The organism is Pseudoalteromonas sp. 2CM28B, assembly GCF_023161935.1.
On sequence record NZ_JALNTH010000018.1, the window covers coordinates 27,738 to 44,695 of the forward strand.

A 16,958-nucleotide genomic window follows, 5' to 3' on the forward strand; every position below is an offset into this window, starting at 1 on the left:
TGGTTTGTGTATTATGCAATTATACCCTGTTCCCACAACAGTCGCTATGGCGTATAATTAAGGCAATTTTGTAGTAAAAACAGTTGGAAATCCATGAGTGAACATATAGCTACGTTAGGCCAGCTTTTAGATGGTGCAGGCACTCAATGGCGTGCTTTTGATATTGGCAGGCACATTACCAAGCTTGATAAACAACAATTTTTAGCCGTTGAACAAGCGCAAATTCCTTACCCTTACCCATTAGCAGGTCATGCATGGTTAGCTATTCAGTTTTGGGATAGCAAAGCCAGTAAAGAACCTTATGTGTGGTTTTTAAAATTCCCACTTGATGAGCAAAGTAAGTTAGTAAGCGCGAGCCGTGATCACTTTGCAGATATGGTTATTCAGGCACTAGGAACAGAAATTACCGGCGAGCAAGCCGATGGCACACTCGATAACAACCCTTATGTATTTACTCCGAACGCGAATAAATTAGCGGCGTTTAATGCACAAGTTAAAGTGTTACTAAAGCAACCAGCGTCGCAATACTACGAGCACACCCAACTCTACTTTAGTGGCCAAATTGGCTTTGATAATTGGCAAAATGTCGCGTTACAAGGCATTGCCGATTTTGCTTATCGTCTTCATAGTGCTGATAACTTAAAGCACTTACAAGCAGCGTGGCCTAAATTACCAGTTGAAGTATTACAGCCATTAAGTGCAATGCTTGAACATATCGAAATACCGCCCTCGTTAAGTGAGTTATTGTTAAGTTATGGGCAAACCGCCCTTAGTAATAATGATGTTGTTGCGGCCTCTGCCGCGCTGCGTGCAATATCATCAGGGCAAGCTACTGGGCTGAGTGCACAGCTTGTTGATTGCGCGCTTAACTCACCTTTAGGGCAGGATTCTGATATTTTGTTGACCATTGCTGGTCGCTGCTTTAAACAGTTAGAACAGCCACAGCGTTTACATGTGTTTATGGATAAATGCGCGCATCATGAGGAAATAGCTGAATTATTTCCTAGCGTTTTTGCAGATTTAGTTGCAATTGCGACTATTCGCCCTCACTTATTAGCTTTATTACGTGAAGAAAACAGAAGCGAGACATTAGCTCGCGCAATTGGAAGGTTATTCTCTTAAATGGCTAGTTTATGGACGTTCATACTTATTGGGGCTGTAATTTATTTTTTTTGGCTAAATCGTAAAATAGCCGAAGCAGCGAACGTTCATGCCAAACGCCAAAGCGAGCAATTGCAAGTGCAACTTATGAGTGTAGCTTGCAACAAGCGTCGATTTGGCATTTTAAAAAGTGGTAAACCGGGCATGAAAAGCGAATTTATTTTTGAGTTTTCAAGTGACGGTGAAAACGCCTACCAAGGGGTATTAATCATGGAAGATGAAAAACTAAAAAGTGTGGTTGTGCCACCACATAAGATATAATTTTTATAATATAAAAAACCAAGGCGTAACCTCAGTTACGCCCCAATTGCCAACATCCTGTAAGGTATCCTTTACCTGTTCCCTTTTTATCATCCTCTGAACGAGCAAACTACCGTGTTTACTCTCCATTGCATCCTGCAATATCCACTTGCCGCCTTGGCTATCCTGCGTAAACTAACGCTCCTGCAATTTCCTATCGCATCATCCTTGGTGTCCTTTAAATAGCTCCCAGCTATTTTAGTCCTCAGTGTACTTCCTGTTTCATCCCTGCATCCGTGTTAACTTGTCCTTTGTGCTTCCTGCTAGTAACTACTTATTCCTTATCCGTGGCAGTAGCTCAATCATTGGGCTATGTCGTCTTGACAAAGTAAAGTTTAAAGCAAGCAGCTTAGTATGATAGTGAGGAAAACAAAAAAATTACGGTCATAAAATTGAAAAATAAAATAAATACAATGGCTTGATATTTTTAAGAAGATAAAATACGGAGTTAAACTGACAAGGCGCACGTTAATGTAAGATATATCTCACGTAAGTGCGCCCTATTTGGAACATTGGCTTACATAATCACAATTCTAAACACCTAGCCTTGTACAGATAGAGCAGTTTTAAAAAGTAATTCACCTTTAACTCGGTTAAATGTGAGCTGCTTAAAGTGCTCAAAGCCTTGTGATTTAAAAAATTGCGTATGTTCGTCACGAGTCACAAATACCGCTATACCAGAGGACTCAGGATTGTCATACAATAAACCATCTAAGCCTTTAAGCAATTGGCGGCCAAACCCTTGACCATGAAAATGTGGGTCAACGGCTATAAACGCTAAAAAGTAGTAATTGCCTTGCGGCTTTAGTGCATCACGAATAGTTTTTTCTTTTTCAATTAATTGATTCGTTTGCAAATAACCGGCACTTAACATCAACTTTAATCGCCAATGCCAATAACGCTCTGCTTGAAGTTGGCTACTTGACTCAAATACACAAGCAACTGCTTTTAACTTATCGTTACGGTAAAGGCCAATTAAAGGCTGTTTTTCTTGCCAAAAGCTACTGAGCTCTTCGCGAATAAGCGCACGGAGTTTTTTTTCATAGTCCAGAGGGCTTTTTTCGTTATACCCGAGCAGAGTTTGTAAAATAGGGTCATTTTGGTAGGCCTGATATATAAGGCTTGCAGCGGTACTGATATCTTCTGGTGCAATATGTTGCACGCTAAACGTGTCTGTGGATTCTGCTGTGGCTGTCATTTTATTTCCTTTATTATTTTATACCTTTTGTCATTACGCCGAGTAACTTGTTTGGGATTAATTTTGAACTACAACGATGACCAAATGCTCATATAACTATAGACCTAAGTGGGACAAATAAGCGAATTTACATTTTAGTTAGTACGCTCATCCACTGCGTTGAGTCAGATCATGCTTTAGCGACTTACTACTGAGTAAATAAAGCGTAAATTCAGTAAGGGTTAAACTGGCAAGATATATCATTCCCCCCTAGAGTTAATAAGTATTAAGTATTAATTCATTAAGGAGCACGATTATGGATACGACTAAGCACGACATAAATACATTGTTCGCACAATTAGGGTTACCTAATACAGAAGCAGAAATAGATGCATTTATAGCATCGCATGCCATTTCGGATGCCACATTATTGCAAGATGCTCCCTTTTGGGATGAAGCCCAACAACACTTTATTGCTGAATCGCTGGCGGTTGATGGCGATTGGAGTGAGGTAATTGACGAACTCGACTCTCGCCTTCGTCAAAAGAATTAAATCGCACATTTTAATGTGTCTGAGCCACTTTATTGTTACCATACCTGCTCGCAACTTCCATGTTGCGAGCTTACTTTATTAAAGAGTTATAAATCGAATGAATGCTGCTGTATTTGAAGCTATTAAAGTCCTTCTTGATGAAGGCAAAGTCCCCACTGTTGCACTAACTAAAAGCCGTTTAGTAAAACCACTTCCTATGCCGGTTATTATTGCCGCAGTGAGTCAATATAAAAATAATCCCGATTCAATTTATAATTTAATGAAAACACCCGAGCAAACAAGTAACTCAGATCCTAAAAACACTCAGTTAGATAGAATTGAGCAAAAACTTGATCGATTACTTGCTTTGCTAGAGCAAAAATAATTTGAGACTATAAATGTTTGTTGTTGATTTAACATTTGATTGCTACCAAGACACAACCCTAGAGCAAGCCGAGCAGGCAATAAACCGCTTAGTGAATGCATTACGCTTTAATGGCCAAATCATTGGAGAGGAATTTCCAACGGTGTTAAAAGATGGCTATTTTATTACTCGTGTAATGTGCCCGACCGAAGACGCCATGCACCCACTTAATAACAGTGCGTTTGTTAAACACAGTGTTGAAAAGCTTCATGGCGCTGGTTTGCTTGCTCCCAAAGTAAAGGTCATCGGCCAAGATATTCACTCCAATGGTGCCGATGGCTGTAAAGAGCCATCAAGCTATATTTTATATACCACCTATGTGCATACATGTAGCCCACTGTATTGTGGCGATGACTTTTTACCCGTGCCGCTATTTAATATTCCTGCGATTGCTAATGGTGACTATAAAACACTAATTAAATGGCAAGAAGATTGGCAAGCGTGCGATCAAATTCAAATTAATGGTGCAACACGCTGTGAATTTCCAGCGCTTGAAGAAATAGCCAGCACCCAAAGTGATTTATACCGCCGTGGTAAAGATATAACTAAACGGATTAGTTTTTTAACTAAAAAGCCTGTTTACTATTATTTATACCGTGTAGGGGGGGTTGATAAAGCCTCTGAACTTGAGCGTAAATGCCCGAGTTGCCATGGTGAATGGAAATTACCCGAGCCTTGGTTTGGCTTGTTTGATTTTAGGTGTGAACCGTGTGGTATAGTCTCTAATATTTCGTGGGATTTTCAATAAATCCCACACTTAAGGTGCTATGTCTAAAAACATCGCACCTTAAAACTACCTTATAATTATACTGACAACGATGCTATAAATTCACTGAGGTTTTTGGCAAGTACATGATGTGGTTTTTTACCTACATATTCTAGGCACACCTCACCTGTTTCTACTAATACGGTAACAAGCAAATCGTCTTGGTCGGTTAACCCAATAAATACACTTGGCGCTTGTTTGAGTTTACGTTTCATTAAAACATGACCGGTGATATTTTGTTGCAGTAGGTCAAAATCATCTTCATTCCATGCTTGTAATAATTCCACTTGATGTCCGTCAATATTGGCTACAACACTGCCAGCAAACATATGACCATAAAATTGACTCAACGCCTCTGGAAACTCAAGCTCCAATGCGTTAGCAAGATCGGTTAATGAACCTGAAGGCTCCCTAACTATCGCTTGCCATTGGATCATACCATGTTCATCGGCGCTACCTATTTCACATGGGCTTGGCCATTGCTCATCGTGGACGATTAATGGGCGCTTTTGTGTATTAGTAATCGTTTGTTGGCTAAATTTTTCGTGAAGTTGAGCTAATTGCATTGCAACAGACATACTGTGAAACTCATTTAATTTATATATAATGCCCCCATTGTAACTATTTAAGAGCAAACATGACAGATTACAGCAATTCTCCCGATCTTAAAGGCAGCGTACTTGGTCAATCTACTGAGTATGTCGATCAATACACGCCCAGCTTGCTTTTTCCTATTGCTCGCAAGCTTAATCGTGATTCATTGAGTATTGATGAAACTGCGCTGCCGTTTAAAGGCCAAGACATATGGACAGGTTACGAACTGTCTTGGTTAAATACTAAAGGTAAGCCTCAGGTTGCGGTGGCATTGTTTACTTTTGAATGTCAAAGTAGTCATATTATTGAATCAAAGTCGTTTAAGCTTTATTTAAACAGCTTTAATCAAAGCCGTTTTGGGAGTATTGAAATTGTTAAACAACATTTAATTGACGACTTATCCAATGCGGTAAACAGCCCTGTAAAGGTAACCTTATACAGCGCTGATGACTACAATTGTATTCCTTGCACACCGCTTCCAGGTGAGTGTATAGATGAGTTAGATATTGAGATAGATAACTACCATATTGATGCCCATTCACTTAAATCACAAAGCAATAAAATAGTCACCGAAACTTTGCATAGCCACTTGCTTAAATCTAACTGTTTAATTACTTCACAACCAGATTGGGCGAGTATTATTATTCGCTATACTGGTGAGCAAGTTTGTCGTGAGTCCTTATTACGCTATTTAATTTCATTTAGAACCCATAATGAATTTCATGAGCAATGTGTGGAGCGTATTTATAGCGACTTAACCACTCAACTCAATATTAAAGAACTTGAGGTATACGCGCGTTATACGCGCCGTGGTGGGCTTGATATAAACCCATATCGCTCAACACATTATAACGAAACCCCATTTTCGGTAAAAATAAACCGTCAATAAGTGTCACGTTACCTTAAAAAAGGAGCCTCAGGCTCCTTTTTTAGTCATTAAGTTGCTTAGTTGGCACCGCCATGCCACACACATCAATATAATTATGGCTGTACGCAAACCATTCCTCGCTGCGGTTACCCCGAGCAATAATTAATTGTTTGAATGAATCAGAGTCTGTTTTCATTACTTTAAATTGGCTGCTATCGTCTGCTACATCCGCTAATACTTGTAGATCAGTAATGGGGTTAAACTCGGTATTCTCAGTTGGCGTTCGCGCTAGCTGATGAAAATGTGCCATGCCTTTAAGCACCCGACCAAACACGGTAATATTTTTGTCTAAATAACGCGGCCCTTGACCTATGGTGACAAAAAACTCACTGCTGGCACTGTTTATATCGTTATCGCGCGCCATTGCAAATATGCCATGACAATGGACTTGCCACGTTTGTGTATGCGCTTGGTTTTGTGCAACCGCAAAACCACCTAAAAACCCCGTTACGGGTGCATAACCATCACTGCCCATCTCGGTTATTGAAAGTGGCTCAGTGGTGGTTAAATAAAATTCCGCTGGCACCGTGTTATCTTTAGTTTTGGCTAACTTTTTACCCGTACTATCGCCACCTTGGGCTACAAATCCTTCAACAAAACGGTAAATGTGAGTACCTTGATAAAAGCCTTGTCTTGCCAGTTTTTTAATATTCGCAGTGTGTTTAGGCGCAAGTTTGGGGTTAAGCTCAATATATGCAGCGCCTGTGGGCAGGGTTAACTTTAGAATATTCTCTGATTCGACCCATCGCCATTCATCATCTTTAGCCGCCGCAATAATCTCACTGCTTGTTAGTTTTTTAGCCGACGAGGCTGGTGATTGAGTAGTCTGCTGGGCACACCCACCTAACAAAGCCGACACTAAAAGGGTCACTACACACTTTTTCATACCTTTCCTTTTTTATAGTTATCTATTAGGGTCTGTTGACCTTTCAAGGTTAAATTTGCAGCAGCCTGTTTGGTATTTAGGCAAGGCAGAGCCTATGTGGTGTGGTTATTCCCCATAAATAGGCGATAACGCAGCATCAATGCCAAACAGGCGCTGCCCTTCGGGTTCTGCCTAGGGGCAATTTACTCTTTGTTACTCGGTTTTTACTTAGCCCACTAGGTTACAAACCTCGCGCCGCGATTAAACCGCCCCTAGTTTGAACAAATTTTAATCCGCAAAGGTCAACAGACCCTAGTCCCAATCAAACTTATACAGTATATCTACGTTTTGGTATAAGCCACTGGTTATTTCTATGTATAGTTTAGAGAGTAACTGATAGCGCACAGCCACTTCACTGAGTGAGTCAAACACCCCAACACTGTACTTAACCTGCAAGCTTGGAGCTATATAACCCGATATCTCTACTTTTGTTTGTTCACCACTGCCTTTAGAGCTTAAGCTTACATCAGATAAACCAAAGGTTTCACCCACCTTAGAAACCACTCCCTCACTGCGACTCACACCTTGAGAAAGTAATAACTGAGTTAACATAGCATCTGTAGAGCTGTCGCCCTCTCCTAATGGTTGCCCATTGAGTAAATAGGCTAAGGCTTGGGCTTGATCCATCGCAGGCTCAGAAAATACTTTTAACGTAGGTTGCTCAACACTGCCGGTTAAAGTCACTCCGGCAATCACACCATCAGCGGTATTATCTGGGTTACGAATCGCTTTAATATTGAGATACGGTTTGTCGATTGCGCCACTAAAGCCTATTTGCCCTGTTCTAATTATCAAATCTTGCCCGAAGGCTAAATACGTCCCTTCTATTAAATTAAGCTCTCCGGTGGCAATAATTGGCGTACCTTGGCTCATTTTAAGCGCTAAATCACCAGTCACTTTAGACTCGAGCCCAAACGATTCAACTTTTACATCATTTTTTACTGTTACTTTTAAGTCTATATCATAATCAAAAGGGACTTTTTTAGCCGCTTGTGTTTTTTGATCAATAATTATTTCATCATCGCTTACTTGCACTGCGCCCTCGGGCAGCTCTTCAATTTCTATACGCCCATAAGGCACAACCACTTCACCAACAAGGTTAAGCGCGTTATCTGCTATGCCGATTTTTAGATCAGGTGATACTTTAAATATCACACCCTGCTGCGCTCTAACAAAAAACTCATTGCCAATAACTGCAACATTAACCGCGGGTTGCTCGCCTTGCCAATCAACATCACCGGTAAGTTTAACTTGCCCGCCTTGAGGATCACTTAAGTTGCCATTAATTGTTGCCGTGGTTTTATTAAATAAAATATGTATATTAGAGTCTTTAAGTGCAACGGGTAATTGCTCTCCCTCTAAATTAATGTCTGCAATATTAAGCTCACCATCTAACTGAGGATCTTTGAGCGTTCCTGCTAATGAAACCTGCCCACTGATTGCCCCTTTAAGTTGCTCAAGCGTATCTAAAAATGGCTGAATGTCTGAGAGTAAAATTTTATCTATATTAACGTTACCAGAGAGTGTTTGTGTATTTTGAATGTCGTCAATATTTATCTCGGTAGCTATTTTACCTAGCACACTGGATGCCAAGTTAGCTTCAATTTTACCAATCTGCGAATCTGAAAAGGCACTAATATTGAGTGTTTCTATTGGGAGTTTAAATCGATCCTCTTCTGAGGTTAGCACTGCATTTAACCCATTAGAATTTACATTCGCTCTGAGCGTTTTAAGTGCACCTGACTGCCAATTAGCAGCAAAATCACCTGTTAAGTCTCCACGTGTGCGAATATTATCTGGTAATAAGTGCTTAAGCTCTGCAAGTGAGAGGTTAGCAAGCTTTGCATTAAACTGCCCTAGCGCTTTTATTTGTGACAAGGTATCTATACACAACTTACTTTGAGCTGATTGCCAACAATGAGCGCTCACATCAAAATCCCCGTTTTGTGTATTCACCATAACGGATATTTTTTTAGTATTATTAAAACTCAGCTTTTTATCACTAAGGGTTATGTCACTTAGCTCACCATTCCAAATGGCATTTTTCATTTTGCCATTAAGCTCAAGTTCCACCGCGCCTTTTTCGGCATCAATCGACGCGCTAAGTTGATGATCTGTTTTATCACCACTGGCAGCTATGTTTATATTATTAATTTGCTGCCCAGCGACCAGTGCAGATGCAACATTAACACTGAGATCAGTTTGCCAATCAGCGGCCGTATCTAATTGAGATTTTATAGCGAGTTTATTAATGTTTATCTCATTAAAAATAAAGCGCTCTAGCATAACAACTAAGTCAACCGAAGGGGTTAATCTGTTGCCCCGTACTTTTAAGTCCGCTTTACCGTTAGCAATAAAAGGCAGATTAGCCTGCTCATCACTATTAAGCGTAATATCACCGTCAACTTGCCATGTATCATCTACCTGTCCATTCAAAGTTAACTTGTTAGTACCACTACTTAAATAAAAACTATCGATATCCGCTTTTAATTGATTATCTAACTTAAAGTTTGCAGCAAACTCTAAGGGCACGTTGTTCAGTAAGCCGGCTAGCTTAGTATTGTTCATTCTTAGCTGCCAGGTATCGGCTTGGGCGTTAAATACGCCTTTAAACGTCCCTGAAACATCACTGGTTAGGGCATCGGTTAAGTATTGCGCTTTTAAATTTGATAAAACGCCGGTAAAGTCCGCTTTAATTCCCTGTTGCCAATCAAGCTGTGCTTGAATATTCGCAGCGCTATCGTTAGCTTTTAAAGCAAGCGTTTCAAGCGTTGCCTTGTTTAGTGTGCCTTTTAGCTGAGCATTTAAATCTACACTTGGATAAGCATCTAGCTGAGTATTACCCGTTAAACTTAATTGATAGTCGTTAGCATTACCTTGGGCACTTAAATTGATGTTTTTAACCTTTAGCTCATTACTTTGTGTATTAATAAGCCATTGATTAATTTTGCCATTAACACTAAAGGGATAATTTTTCTGTTTGAGGTTGGCTGTGGCTCTCAAATTTAAAGGAAATAATCCTGTGGTATCAAGCGCAATGTTAAGCTTGGCTAGATCACCATTTATATCAAGAGTAGCTCCATGTTCATTCCCTTTTAAGCTAATGTTGCCGTTAATTGGCATTGCCCCTTCAAGTGTTGCATCAAGCTGAGTTTTTAACTGCCACTGCTGATAACCTGCCGATAGTGACTGTACCTTAATAGTGGCATCTTCTACGCTCATTTGCAGAGCAATATCATTAATTGAATAGTGTTGCTCGCCCTGATTTATTGTCACGTTGGTGATATTGAACTGCTCAACATTGATGTTAAGTGGTGAGATAAAATCGATATTGGGTAAAGCTGGCAATTCATTAATAGCCGTTGTTGTTTGTTGATTAGCCGCTGCTTGTTGAGCTGCGGTTTGCTCTTTCAATACCACATTAATGCGAGGAGTGGTTAAACGTTTAATTGTAATATCAGACCCTTCAGCCTTTGCCGAAAATTGCAGAGTGTTAAGTGTTACATTTGCACTTGAATGATTTAAAATAAATTCATCAATAGCTAGATTTTTTAATGCAATATTAAAGGGTAAGGTTATTTTTTCTAATGCTTCGGTTGGCGTATCGTCTTTATTCTCAGCGCTTTTTGGCAAGGTTAATTTAATCGACTTAGCGCTTAAATTATCAATACAAATACCATCACATTGCCACCAAAATAAATCTATCTTTAGTTGCTGTGCATTAACGCTTACGCCATTTTGGTCAAACTGTAAGTTAAATGCGTCATTGTATAAAAATCGGCCATTTTTTATTTCGATGGTTAATCCATCAACCAATTTATTCGCTGTATAAGCAAGCAATTGATTACCAGGGGCGGTAAACAAAACGCAAAACAGTGTAACTAACAGCGTTGCTAAAACGGCGCTAACTATCGCCGTTACTTTTTTAAATACTGACATTAAATTTCAGGCCCTATGGTAATACTTAAACGGGTACTTTTACTTTCTTTTGTGAGCCCCCACGCGTGATCAACTCTTATCGGACCAACCGGTGTTAAATAACGAAAACCAAATCCTGCACCTACTTCAAATTGTTCTGAAAAATCATTGGTTGCGGTCCCCCCATCAACAAACAGCGCAGCCCGCCAATTTTTAGCAAATTGGTAGTTGTATTCAACGGTACTCGCTAATAAATATTTACCACCAATACGCTCACCCTGCTCGTTTTGCGGAGAAATCGACTGATAAGCAAAACCCCTGACACTTTGATCGCCACCGGCATAAAATCGCAAAGAAAATGGCACGTTATTTATATCATTAACAATCATTGCGCCCACGTTTGCTTTTAAAAAGATCAGATGGCGGTCAAGGTAAGTACGTAACCAAGCATGCTGTAATTGAACTCTAACCAAATTGGTACTTGAGAGTACGCTATCGAGTCCAAACTCAGCTGAAATAGACCACTGCTCCCCCCAATAAGGTGTGGTGCCACCCTTTGATTGTTTACGCGCATAACTGATCCCAGGCATTAACATTTCAGTTGTTTTTTCTTCGTCATCCCCTATGCGGTAGGTTTCTTGCTCACGCCTTAAAAAAGCCGTTCGTACCCATTCATGCTCAGTTAACCACTGGCGCTGTAACTGCCCTGTTAATATTTCACTGTAGGTTTGATTGGTTAATTCATCTTCCAACTTATAACCGACAGAAAAGCGCCATAAATCATCGTTCGGATCATTCACCGGCACGGTGTAAGCCATGGAAATATCTTGCTGTTTTTGAGAAACATTTAAATTGCTTTCAAGATAGTGCCCGTTATCGGTGATCCATGGTTTACTCCATTTAAAACGTACTTTCGGCCCTAAATCTGTACTAAAGCCACCACCAATTTCATAACTATTTTCTGGTTTATGTAACACATCTACTTTTATAGGAACTTGCTTGTTTTTTCTCGCTGTAATATCGGCGTAAACACGCACGCTCTTAAAATAAGGGGTACTTGATAAATCAAGATTATAATCGGCAATATAGGATGCTTTGTACGACCGACCCATTTTAAATGGCGCCAAAGAGCGGATATATTTTTCAGCTGGAGTATTTCTGGCAATTAAAATATCACCAAACTGATAACGAACTCCGCTATCAATAGTAAAAGTAATGGTTGCGCTGTGTTTTTTAAGTGATACTTCAAATTTTCTAACAGGCCATTTTGCATCGAAATATCCATACTCTAGCAACACTGACTCTATTTTTTGATGCGCGCTGCTATAAACCCCATGATTTAAAATATCACCTTGTTTTAAATTAAGATCTTCAATCGTTTTTTGAACGAACGGATCCTGTTTTGCTTCACCATTAATAGTTATATTAAGTGACTCAATACGTGTGGCTGGGCCTCGCTCTATATTTACAACAAGTTCGCGCTCGTCTTTATCAAAATCAATATTTACTACTGGAGTGTAATAACCTAAGGCTTTGATACTATTCTCAACTTGCGTTTTTGCATACCGACGAAGTGTACGGGTTGGTTTTTCACCAACAAGTTGTTTTAAATAAAGTGCAACGTTATTTTCTAAGTCGCCACTGATCCCTTTAATTTCATAATCTTCAATTATATTTTCAGAGGCAATAGAAGACAGGCTTACTAATAAGCAAAAAAAACAAAAAAACTTTAAAAGCTGATTGAACAAGTAAATATCCTTACTGTGGTATCCATAAAATAAACCCTAGACAGGAATATAGTACCATAGCCACAATGAGCCTAACATTAACTTAATCGCAATTAACACACAAAGATGCAGTCAAAATTTAGTACGCGTTAACGGTTTATTTTGGTTACAATAGCTATAACGAGTACAAAATAAAATTAATGAGTTTTTAATGCAATTCCCTGATGATGACAATGGCCAGCTTCTTGCTGAAATTTCCGCCGCCGGTGTAGATTTAAGTAAAATGCAACAAATTGATTTTTACATTTTATTTGAACAACAGGCTGATGCCGAAAAATTTGCAACTGAGATTGTAAACGATGCATTAGTGCAAACTGCTGATGTTGAAAAATGTAAAGATACCGGCGTTTGGGAAGTAATTGCCCATGTACAAATGGTGCCTGAACATGCACTGTTAGGCCAAGCAGAACAATACATTGAAAGCATAGCGAACAGTTTTAATGGCTATGGTGATGGTTGGGGATTAGACGCAGAAGAAGCATAATCCCTAATTTAAATAATGAATGAGATACCCAGCTTAGCCTATCGGCTTAGCTGGTTTGCTTTTCTGAAGCTGCCTTTATAATCAAAAAGTCTATCTGCTACTTTCCAACCATATTTTTTACTTTTTCGCGCAATCACAAAATCCGGTGGTATTAAATCAAACTGGGCTTTTATAACTTGCTCTGCACTGCTAAATTCAACTGGTGACTGTCCCTGCCCTACACGCTTACCAAATTGCTTATTAAAGTAATACTGTGATCCTTTGTTTGATAAATCAAAAACTTCATCACAACTGGCTCCGTCTTCATCAAAATAAGTAATTTTTAACAATTGCTCTTTAAGTTTTACCACACTCAAGCCGCTACAACGTAGGACTAATGCATCTTTAAGGTTTAACGCATTACGAAGCTTATCATCAGGATCGGCCATCACAGCACCACAGTCATGACATTTTCGAGCAGCAATATCATTTTGTGCGCCGCACTGCTCGCACTCTTTAAAACGAAAACGATAATCGCATTGCTCGCTTAAACCGTTATCATCTTCTAGCAAACCTTTACAACGCCTACCAAAGTGCTCGATTACTTTGCCGTCAGCATCTGTTTTTCCCCAAAATATATTGGCAAAGCCACACCCAGGGCACAGCACTTGCACGGGTTCATTATCGCTATCGCCTTTTTTATCGCCAACTTCTGGGTAGAATAAATCAAAGCCATTGCCCGCATAGTCAATCACTAAACAATCGTTTTTACCTTCTGCCAACCTCAAGCCTCTACCGACAATTTGCTGGTATAAACTTACCGACTCAGTGGGGCGTAAAATAGCAATAAAATCAACATGGGGGGCATCAAAACCTGTCGTCAGTACTGATATATTTACTAAATATTTTAACTGTTTAGCTTTAAACTGCTTTATTATTTTATCGCGCTCGCTATTAGAAGTATCTCCAGTGATCAGCGCACTTTGATCCTCTGGTAGATAAGTCATTATCTCTTGTGCATGCATAACCGTAGCTGCAAATATCATCACACAATGGCGGTTCTCACTATATTGAATAACCTGCTGCAGAATTGTTTGAGTTGCACGGGTCGATTTTTTTAACAGCGCATTCATATCCTCATTGCTATATTGCCCAAATGCATTGCTGATTAAAGATGAAAAATCATAATGGCTAATTGCAGCATCAACCTCTTTAGGGGGAGTTAAGTAGTTATGCTTAATCATATAGCGCAAAGGTAGTTCAAAAATACAGCGTTTGAATGGACTTTCCTTATTACCACGCACAAAGCCATGGTAATGATACTGATAAATCCAGCCTAACCCTAGTCGGTAAGGCGTCGCGGTTAAACCTAATACTTTTAATTCAGGGTTGTGAGATTTAAGCGCATTAATAACCTTACCGTACTGGCTTTTCTTTTCGCCATTTACTCTATGACACTCATCAATAATAAGTAATGAGTAGTGCTCATTAAGTTTGTCTAAATTACGTGATAACGACTGCACACTGGCAAAGGTAACTTGGTGGGTTAACGACTTCTCTTTTAATCCGGCTGAAAATATACTCGCCTCAAGCCCAAAGCTTTTGTACTTTTGGGCATTTTGCTCCACTAATTCTTTTACGTGCGCCAATACCAATATTTTTTGTTTAGCAATACGCGCAAGCTCAGCTATCACTAAACTTTTACCCGCCCCCGTAGGCAACACAATAACAGCAGGATCATTGGTTTTTCTAAAGTGTAAAACGGTTCGTTCAACCGCCTCGCTTTGGTAGGGTCTAAGGGTGTAGGTCATGAGATAACAATTAAATTTTAATGAGGGATTTTAGCAAATAACTTAACTTTAAAGGTAATTATTAATTACGTGGTTTTTAAATCGCATAATTAAAACTCATTTTAATGGGGAATACTACGATAAAACATTTATATCTATTAATAATACCCCTAAGTTAATTACTCAGGGGTAGACTTTTATTTACCTATGTTTTTATCAAAAAATGTTAGCATTTTTTCCCATCGCTCTACATTATGCTCTGGTTTATAAAAACCATGCCCTTCACCTTTTTTGTACATCCACTCTACAGAGTGATTGCGTTTTTTAAGCGCATCTCTTAGCCTAAATGCATGCTCTTCAGGCACCCTTACATCTTGGCCACCCTGAATAATGAATACAGGTGCTTTGAGTTTATCTACATTATGCACTGGCGATTGTGCTTCTCTTTCTGCTTTTGTCTTCGGAAGTACGTTTTCTAAGTAATTTAAACCTGAAGATGATTCTGAGATATCGCCTTCTTCAAACATTAGCTGTAAATCGTAAACGCCTACAAAGCCTACAACACACTTATAAAGCTCAGGTTCTCGTATAGCACTTTGAACCGCAGCATAACCACCATAAGATGCACCATAAGAACAAATTCGACCTTCATCAACGACCCCCTGTTTAATTAGGTAACGTACACCATCGGTCATATCATCAATCATGCTTGTCCCCCAGCTTTGGTAACCCATTTGCAGAAACTTTTTACCATAGCCACCTGAACCACGAAAGTTCGGTTGAAAAACAGCGTATCCATGTGATGCAAGTACTTTTACATCACTACTTAATGTTGATAATGAATCTCTAATACCATGTGGGCCACCATGAGGATGCATTATTAGAGGTAAATTCTTATCTGCATTCACAGGGAGCGTTAGCAGCCCGCGAACCTCTAACCCATCACGTGTTTTATAAGAAATTAGCGTTGTTTGAGGGATCTCCTCCTGACTTAACCAAGGTTTAGCTTTAACTATCGCGCTAAGACTTCGTTTCTTAGTATCAAATAAGTAAAATTGCTTTGGGTTATTAGTGGAGCTAACTGTTAACACCAGCTTCGCATTATCTAAAGTTGAGGAGGTAACCTCTATAGTTTGGTTTTTAAATGAATTTGATAAGCTCGATAATAAACTCGCAAAGCCAGTATCTGTTATATCTTCAAAAAAAACATTTTCAATTGAATCTAATTCATAACTTGCTCCAATTACTTCACTGACTTTGCCGTTATTTATACTAACAACTGGCATTAGATCTGTATTTGGATGAGTCACTTTCACAGTTTGTTTGTTTGTTTTCAGATCAAATGAAGAGATAGATAACGTATCAGTTGTATTATCACTAATACCAATCACAGTTGAATTATCAGCTAAAAATGTAAGTGGGGTAAAAGATCCTGAATCACTGTCAAATCGGAGTACTTCATGCCACTCATCATCTTTATTATCTCTTGTGACTACAATACTTTGATTATTTTTATCTGGGGCAATACCTGTTGCCAGCCTCGCAATACCATTATGATCCAATAAAACGCTCGTATTTGTTCCTTTGTAAACACGTAAAGGAAGCTTCCCCATACTTTGTTTACGCCCTGAACTTGCTTTTACTCGCTGTAGTTCTAAATAAGGTTCGTCTGAGTATGGCGAAAATGACGAGATGATAATTTCATCGTCAGTCTCTGGTAAGAGATCAATGACTCTTGCCATTCGAATTCTTGAATCACCTGAACGAGGCCCAGCTATTATAGTTTTACTTTTACCATTAACGTTTATAGATAAAAGATCACCCGTTGCCATTGGCGCATCATAAGCACCATATTCTTGAGCGAGTGAAATAATTACTCGTTCATTATCTGCCCAACCAAAGTCTGCAACAGCTTCGCTTTCTTTTCCTTCGGTAATAGAAACAATCTCATGATTACTAACATTAAGTATAGTTAGCCTAATAGCGCCTGTTTCCGTTCTTGTTGTAGCTGCAAGATGTTTACCGTCAGGTGAGATTTTCATATTTATAAACTGCGCATGCTTAGCGTAATTTTGCAACTTAACGCTATCGACCTTGGCCACAGCCCCTACTGATGCAGCAGCTAAAAACATCCCTACAGTAAATTTAGCTATATTCCTCATAAGTACTTCCTTATCAATAAAAAAGCCCTCC

At 39.3% G+C, this 16,958-nt stretch carries 14 protein-coding genes; 7 read left to right on the forward strand and 7 right to left on the reverse strand.

Annotated elements, in window-relative coordinates; all coding sequences use genetic code 11:
• Window positions 1-93: 93 nt before the first annotated feature.
• Together MTN96_RS20880 and MTN96_RS20885 are read left to right on the forward strand one after the other, a co-directional pair.
• On the forward strand, window positions 94-1,122 hold the full coding sequence (locus MTN96_RS20880) for a DUF3549 family protein (RefSeq protein ID WP_036982032.1): 1,029 nt from the start codon (window positions 94-96) through the stop codon (window positions 1,120-1,122).
• Window positions 1,123-1,422, forward strand: coding sequence for a DUF3301 domain-containing protein (locus MTN96_RS20885; protein ID WP_008468008.1), 300 nt, complete (start codon window positions 1,123-1,125; stop codon window positions 1,420-1,422).
• A 580-nt stretch (window positions 1,423-2,002) separates the two neighbouring features.
• Here MTN96_RS20885 and MTN96_RS20890 read toward each other — a convergent pair.
• Window positions 2,003-2,659, reverse strand: coding sequence for a GNAT family N-acetyltransferase (locus MTN96_RS20890; protein WP_214552869.1), 657 nt, complete (start codon window positions 2,657-2,659; stop codon window positions 2,003-2,005).
• Window positions 2,660-2,954: 295 nt separating this feature from the next.
• On the opposite strand from MTN96_RS20890, the gene MTN96_RS20895 reads away from it, so the two are divergent.
• From MTN96_RS20895 to MTN96_RS20905, 3 genes are all read left to right on the forward strand, one after another.
• Window positions 2,955-3,191, forward strand: a complete 237-nt coding sequence (locus MTN96_RS20895) for a DUF2789 domain-containing protein (protein ID WP_248532670.1) — start codon at window positions 2,955-2,957, stop codon at window positions 3,189-3,191.
• A gap of 97 nt (window positions 3,192-3,288) precedes the next feature.
• Window positions 3,289-3,555 carry a hypothetical protein gene (locus MTN96_RS20900; protein WP_036982027.1) on the forward strand — a complete coding sequence of 89 codons (267 nt, stop codon included), beginning with the start codon at window positions 3,289-3,291 and terminating at the stop codon, window positions 3,553-3,555.
• Window positions 3,556-3,568: 13 nt separating this feature from the next.
• Window positions 3,569-4,342 (forward strand): Zn-ribbon-containing protein, encoded by a 774-nt coding sequence (locus MTN96_RS20905; RefSeq protein WP_013465369.1) that lies wholly within the window; start codon window positions 3,569-3,571, stop codon window positions 4,340-4,342.
• Window positions 4,343-4,398: 56 nt separating this feature from the next.
• Here the strand turns inward: MTN96_RS20905 and syd are convergent, their stop codons facing one another.
• A complete protein-coding gene (syd, locus tag MTN96_RS20910; RefSeq protein WP_248532671.1) occupies window positions 4,399-4,938 on the reverse strand; it encodes a SecY-interacting protein in 540 nt (179 codons plus the stop codon).
• 59 nt (window positions 4,939-4,997) lie between these two features.
• Here syd and queF point away from each other — a divergent pair, with 59 nt between their 5' ends.
• Window positions 4,998-5,843 (forward strand): NADPH-dependent 7-cyano-7-deazaguanine reductase QueF, encoded by an 846-nt coding sequence (gene queF / locus MTN96_RS20915; RefSeq protein WP_036982025.1) that lies wholly within the window; start codon window positions 4,998-5,000, stop codon window positions 5,841-5,843.
• Between the two features lie 40 nt (window positions 5,844-5,883).
• Here queF and MTN96_RS20920 read toward each other — a convergent pair whose 3' ends face one another.
• The 3 genes from MTN96_RS20920 to MTN96_RS20930 all read right to left on the reverse strand — a co-directional run bounded on the left by MTN96_RS20920 (window position 5,884) and on the right by MTN96_RS20930 (window position 12,473).
• The gene (locus tag MTN96_RS20920; protein WP_248474857.1) at window positions 5,884-6,768 is read right to left on the reverse strand and encodes a peptidylprolyl isomerase; all 885 of its coding nucleotides are present in this window, start codon (window positions 6,766-6,768) and stop codon (window positions 5,884-5,886) included.
• Between the two features lie 291 nt (window positions 6,769-7,059).
• Window positions 7,060-10,746, reverse strand: coding sequence for a translocation/assembly module TamB domain-containing protein (locus MTN96_RS20925; protein WP_036982021.1), 3,687 nt, complete (start codon window positions 10,744-10,746; stop codon window positions 7,060-7,062).
• Window positions 10,746-12,473, reverse strand: coding sequence for an autotransporter assembly complex family protein (locus MTN96_RS20930; protein WP_248532672.1), 1,728 nt, complete (start codon window positions 12,471-12,473; stop codon window positions 10,746-10,748). Before MTN96_RS20930 ends, MTN96_RS20925 begins: the two co-directional genes overlap by 1 nt.
• 190 nt (window positions 12,474-12,663) lie before the next feature.
• Here MTN96_RS20930 and MTN96_RS20935 point away from each other — a divergent pair, with 190 nt between their 5' ends.
• Window positions 12,664-12,996 (forward strand): ribonuclease E inhibitor RraB, encoded by a 333-nt coding sequence (locus MTN96_RS20935; protein ID WP_036982019.1) that lies wholly within the window; start codon window positions 12,664-12,666, stop codon window positions 12,994-12,996.
• 38 nt (window positions 12,997-13,034) lie between these two features.
• Here MTN96_RS20935 and MTN96_RS20940 read toward each other — a convergent pair whose 3' ends face one another.
• Together MTN96_RS20940 and MTN96_RS20945 are read right to left on the reverse strand one after the other, a co-directional pair.
• Window positions 13,035-14,786, reverse strand: coding sequence for a DEAD/DEAH box helicase (locus MTN96_RS20940; RefSeq protein ID WP_248532673.1), 1,752 nt, complete (start codon window positions 14,784-14,786; stop codon window positions 13,035-13,037).
• 176 nt (window positions 14,787-14,962) lie between these two features.
• Window positions 14,963-16,927, reverse strand: coding sequence for a S9 family peptidase (locus MTN96_RS20945; protein ID WP_051498242.1), 1,965 nt, complete (start codon window positions 16,925-16,927; stop codon window positions 14,963-14,965).
• Window positions 16,928-16,958: the final 31 nt, after the last annotated feature.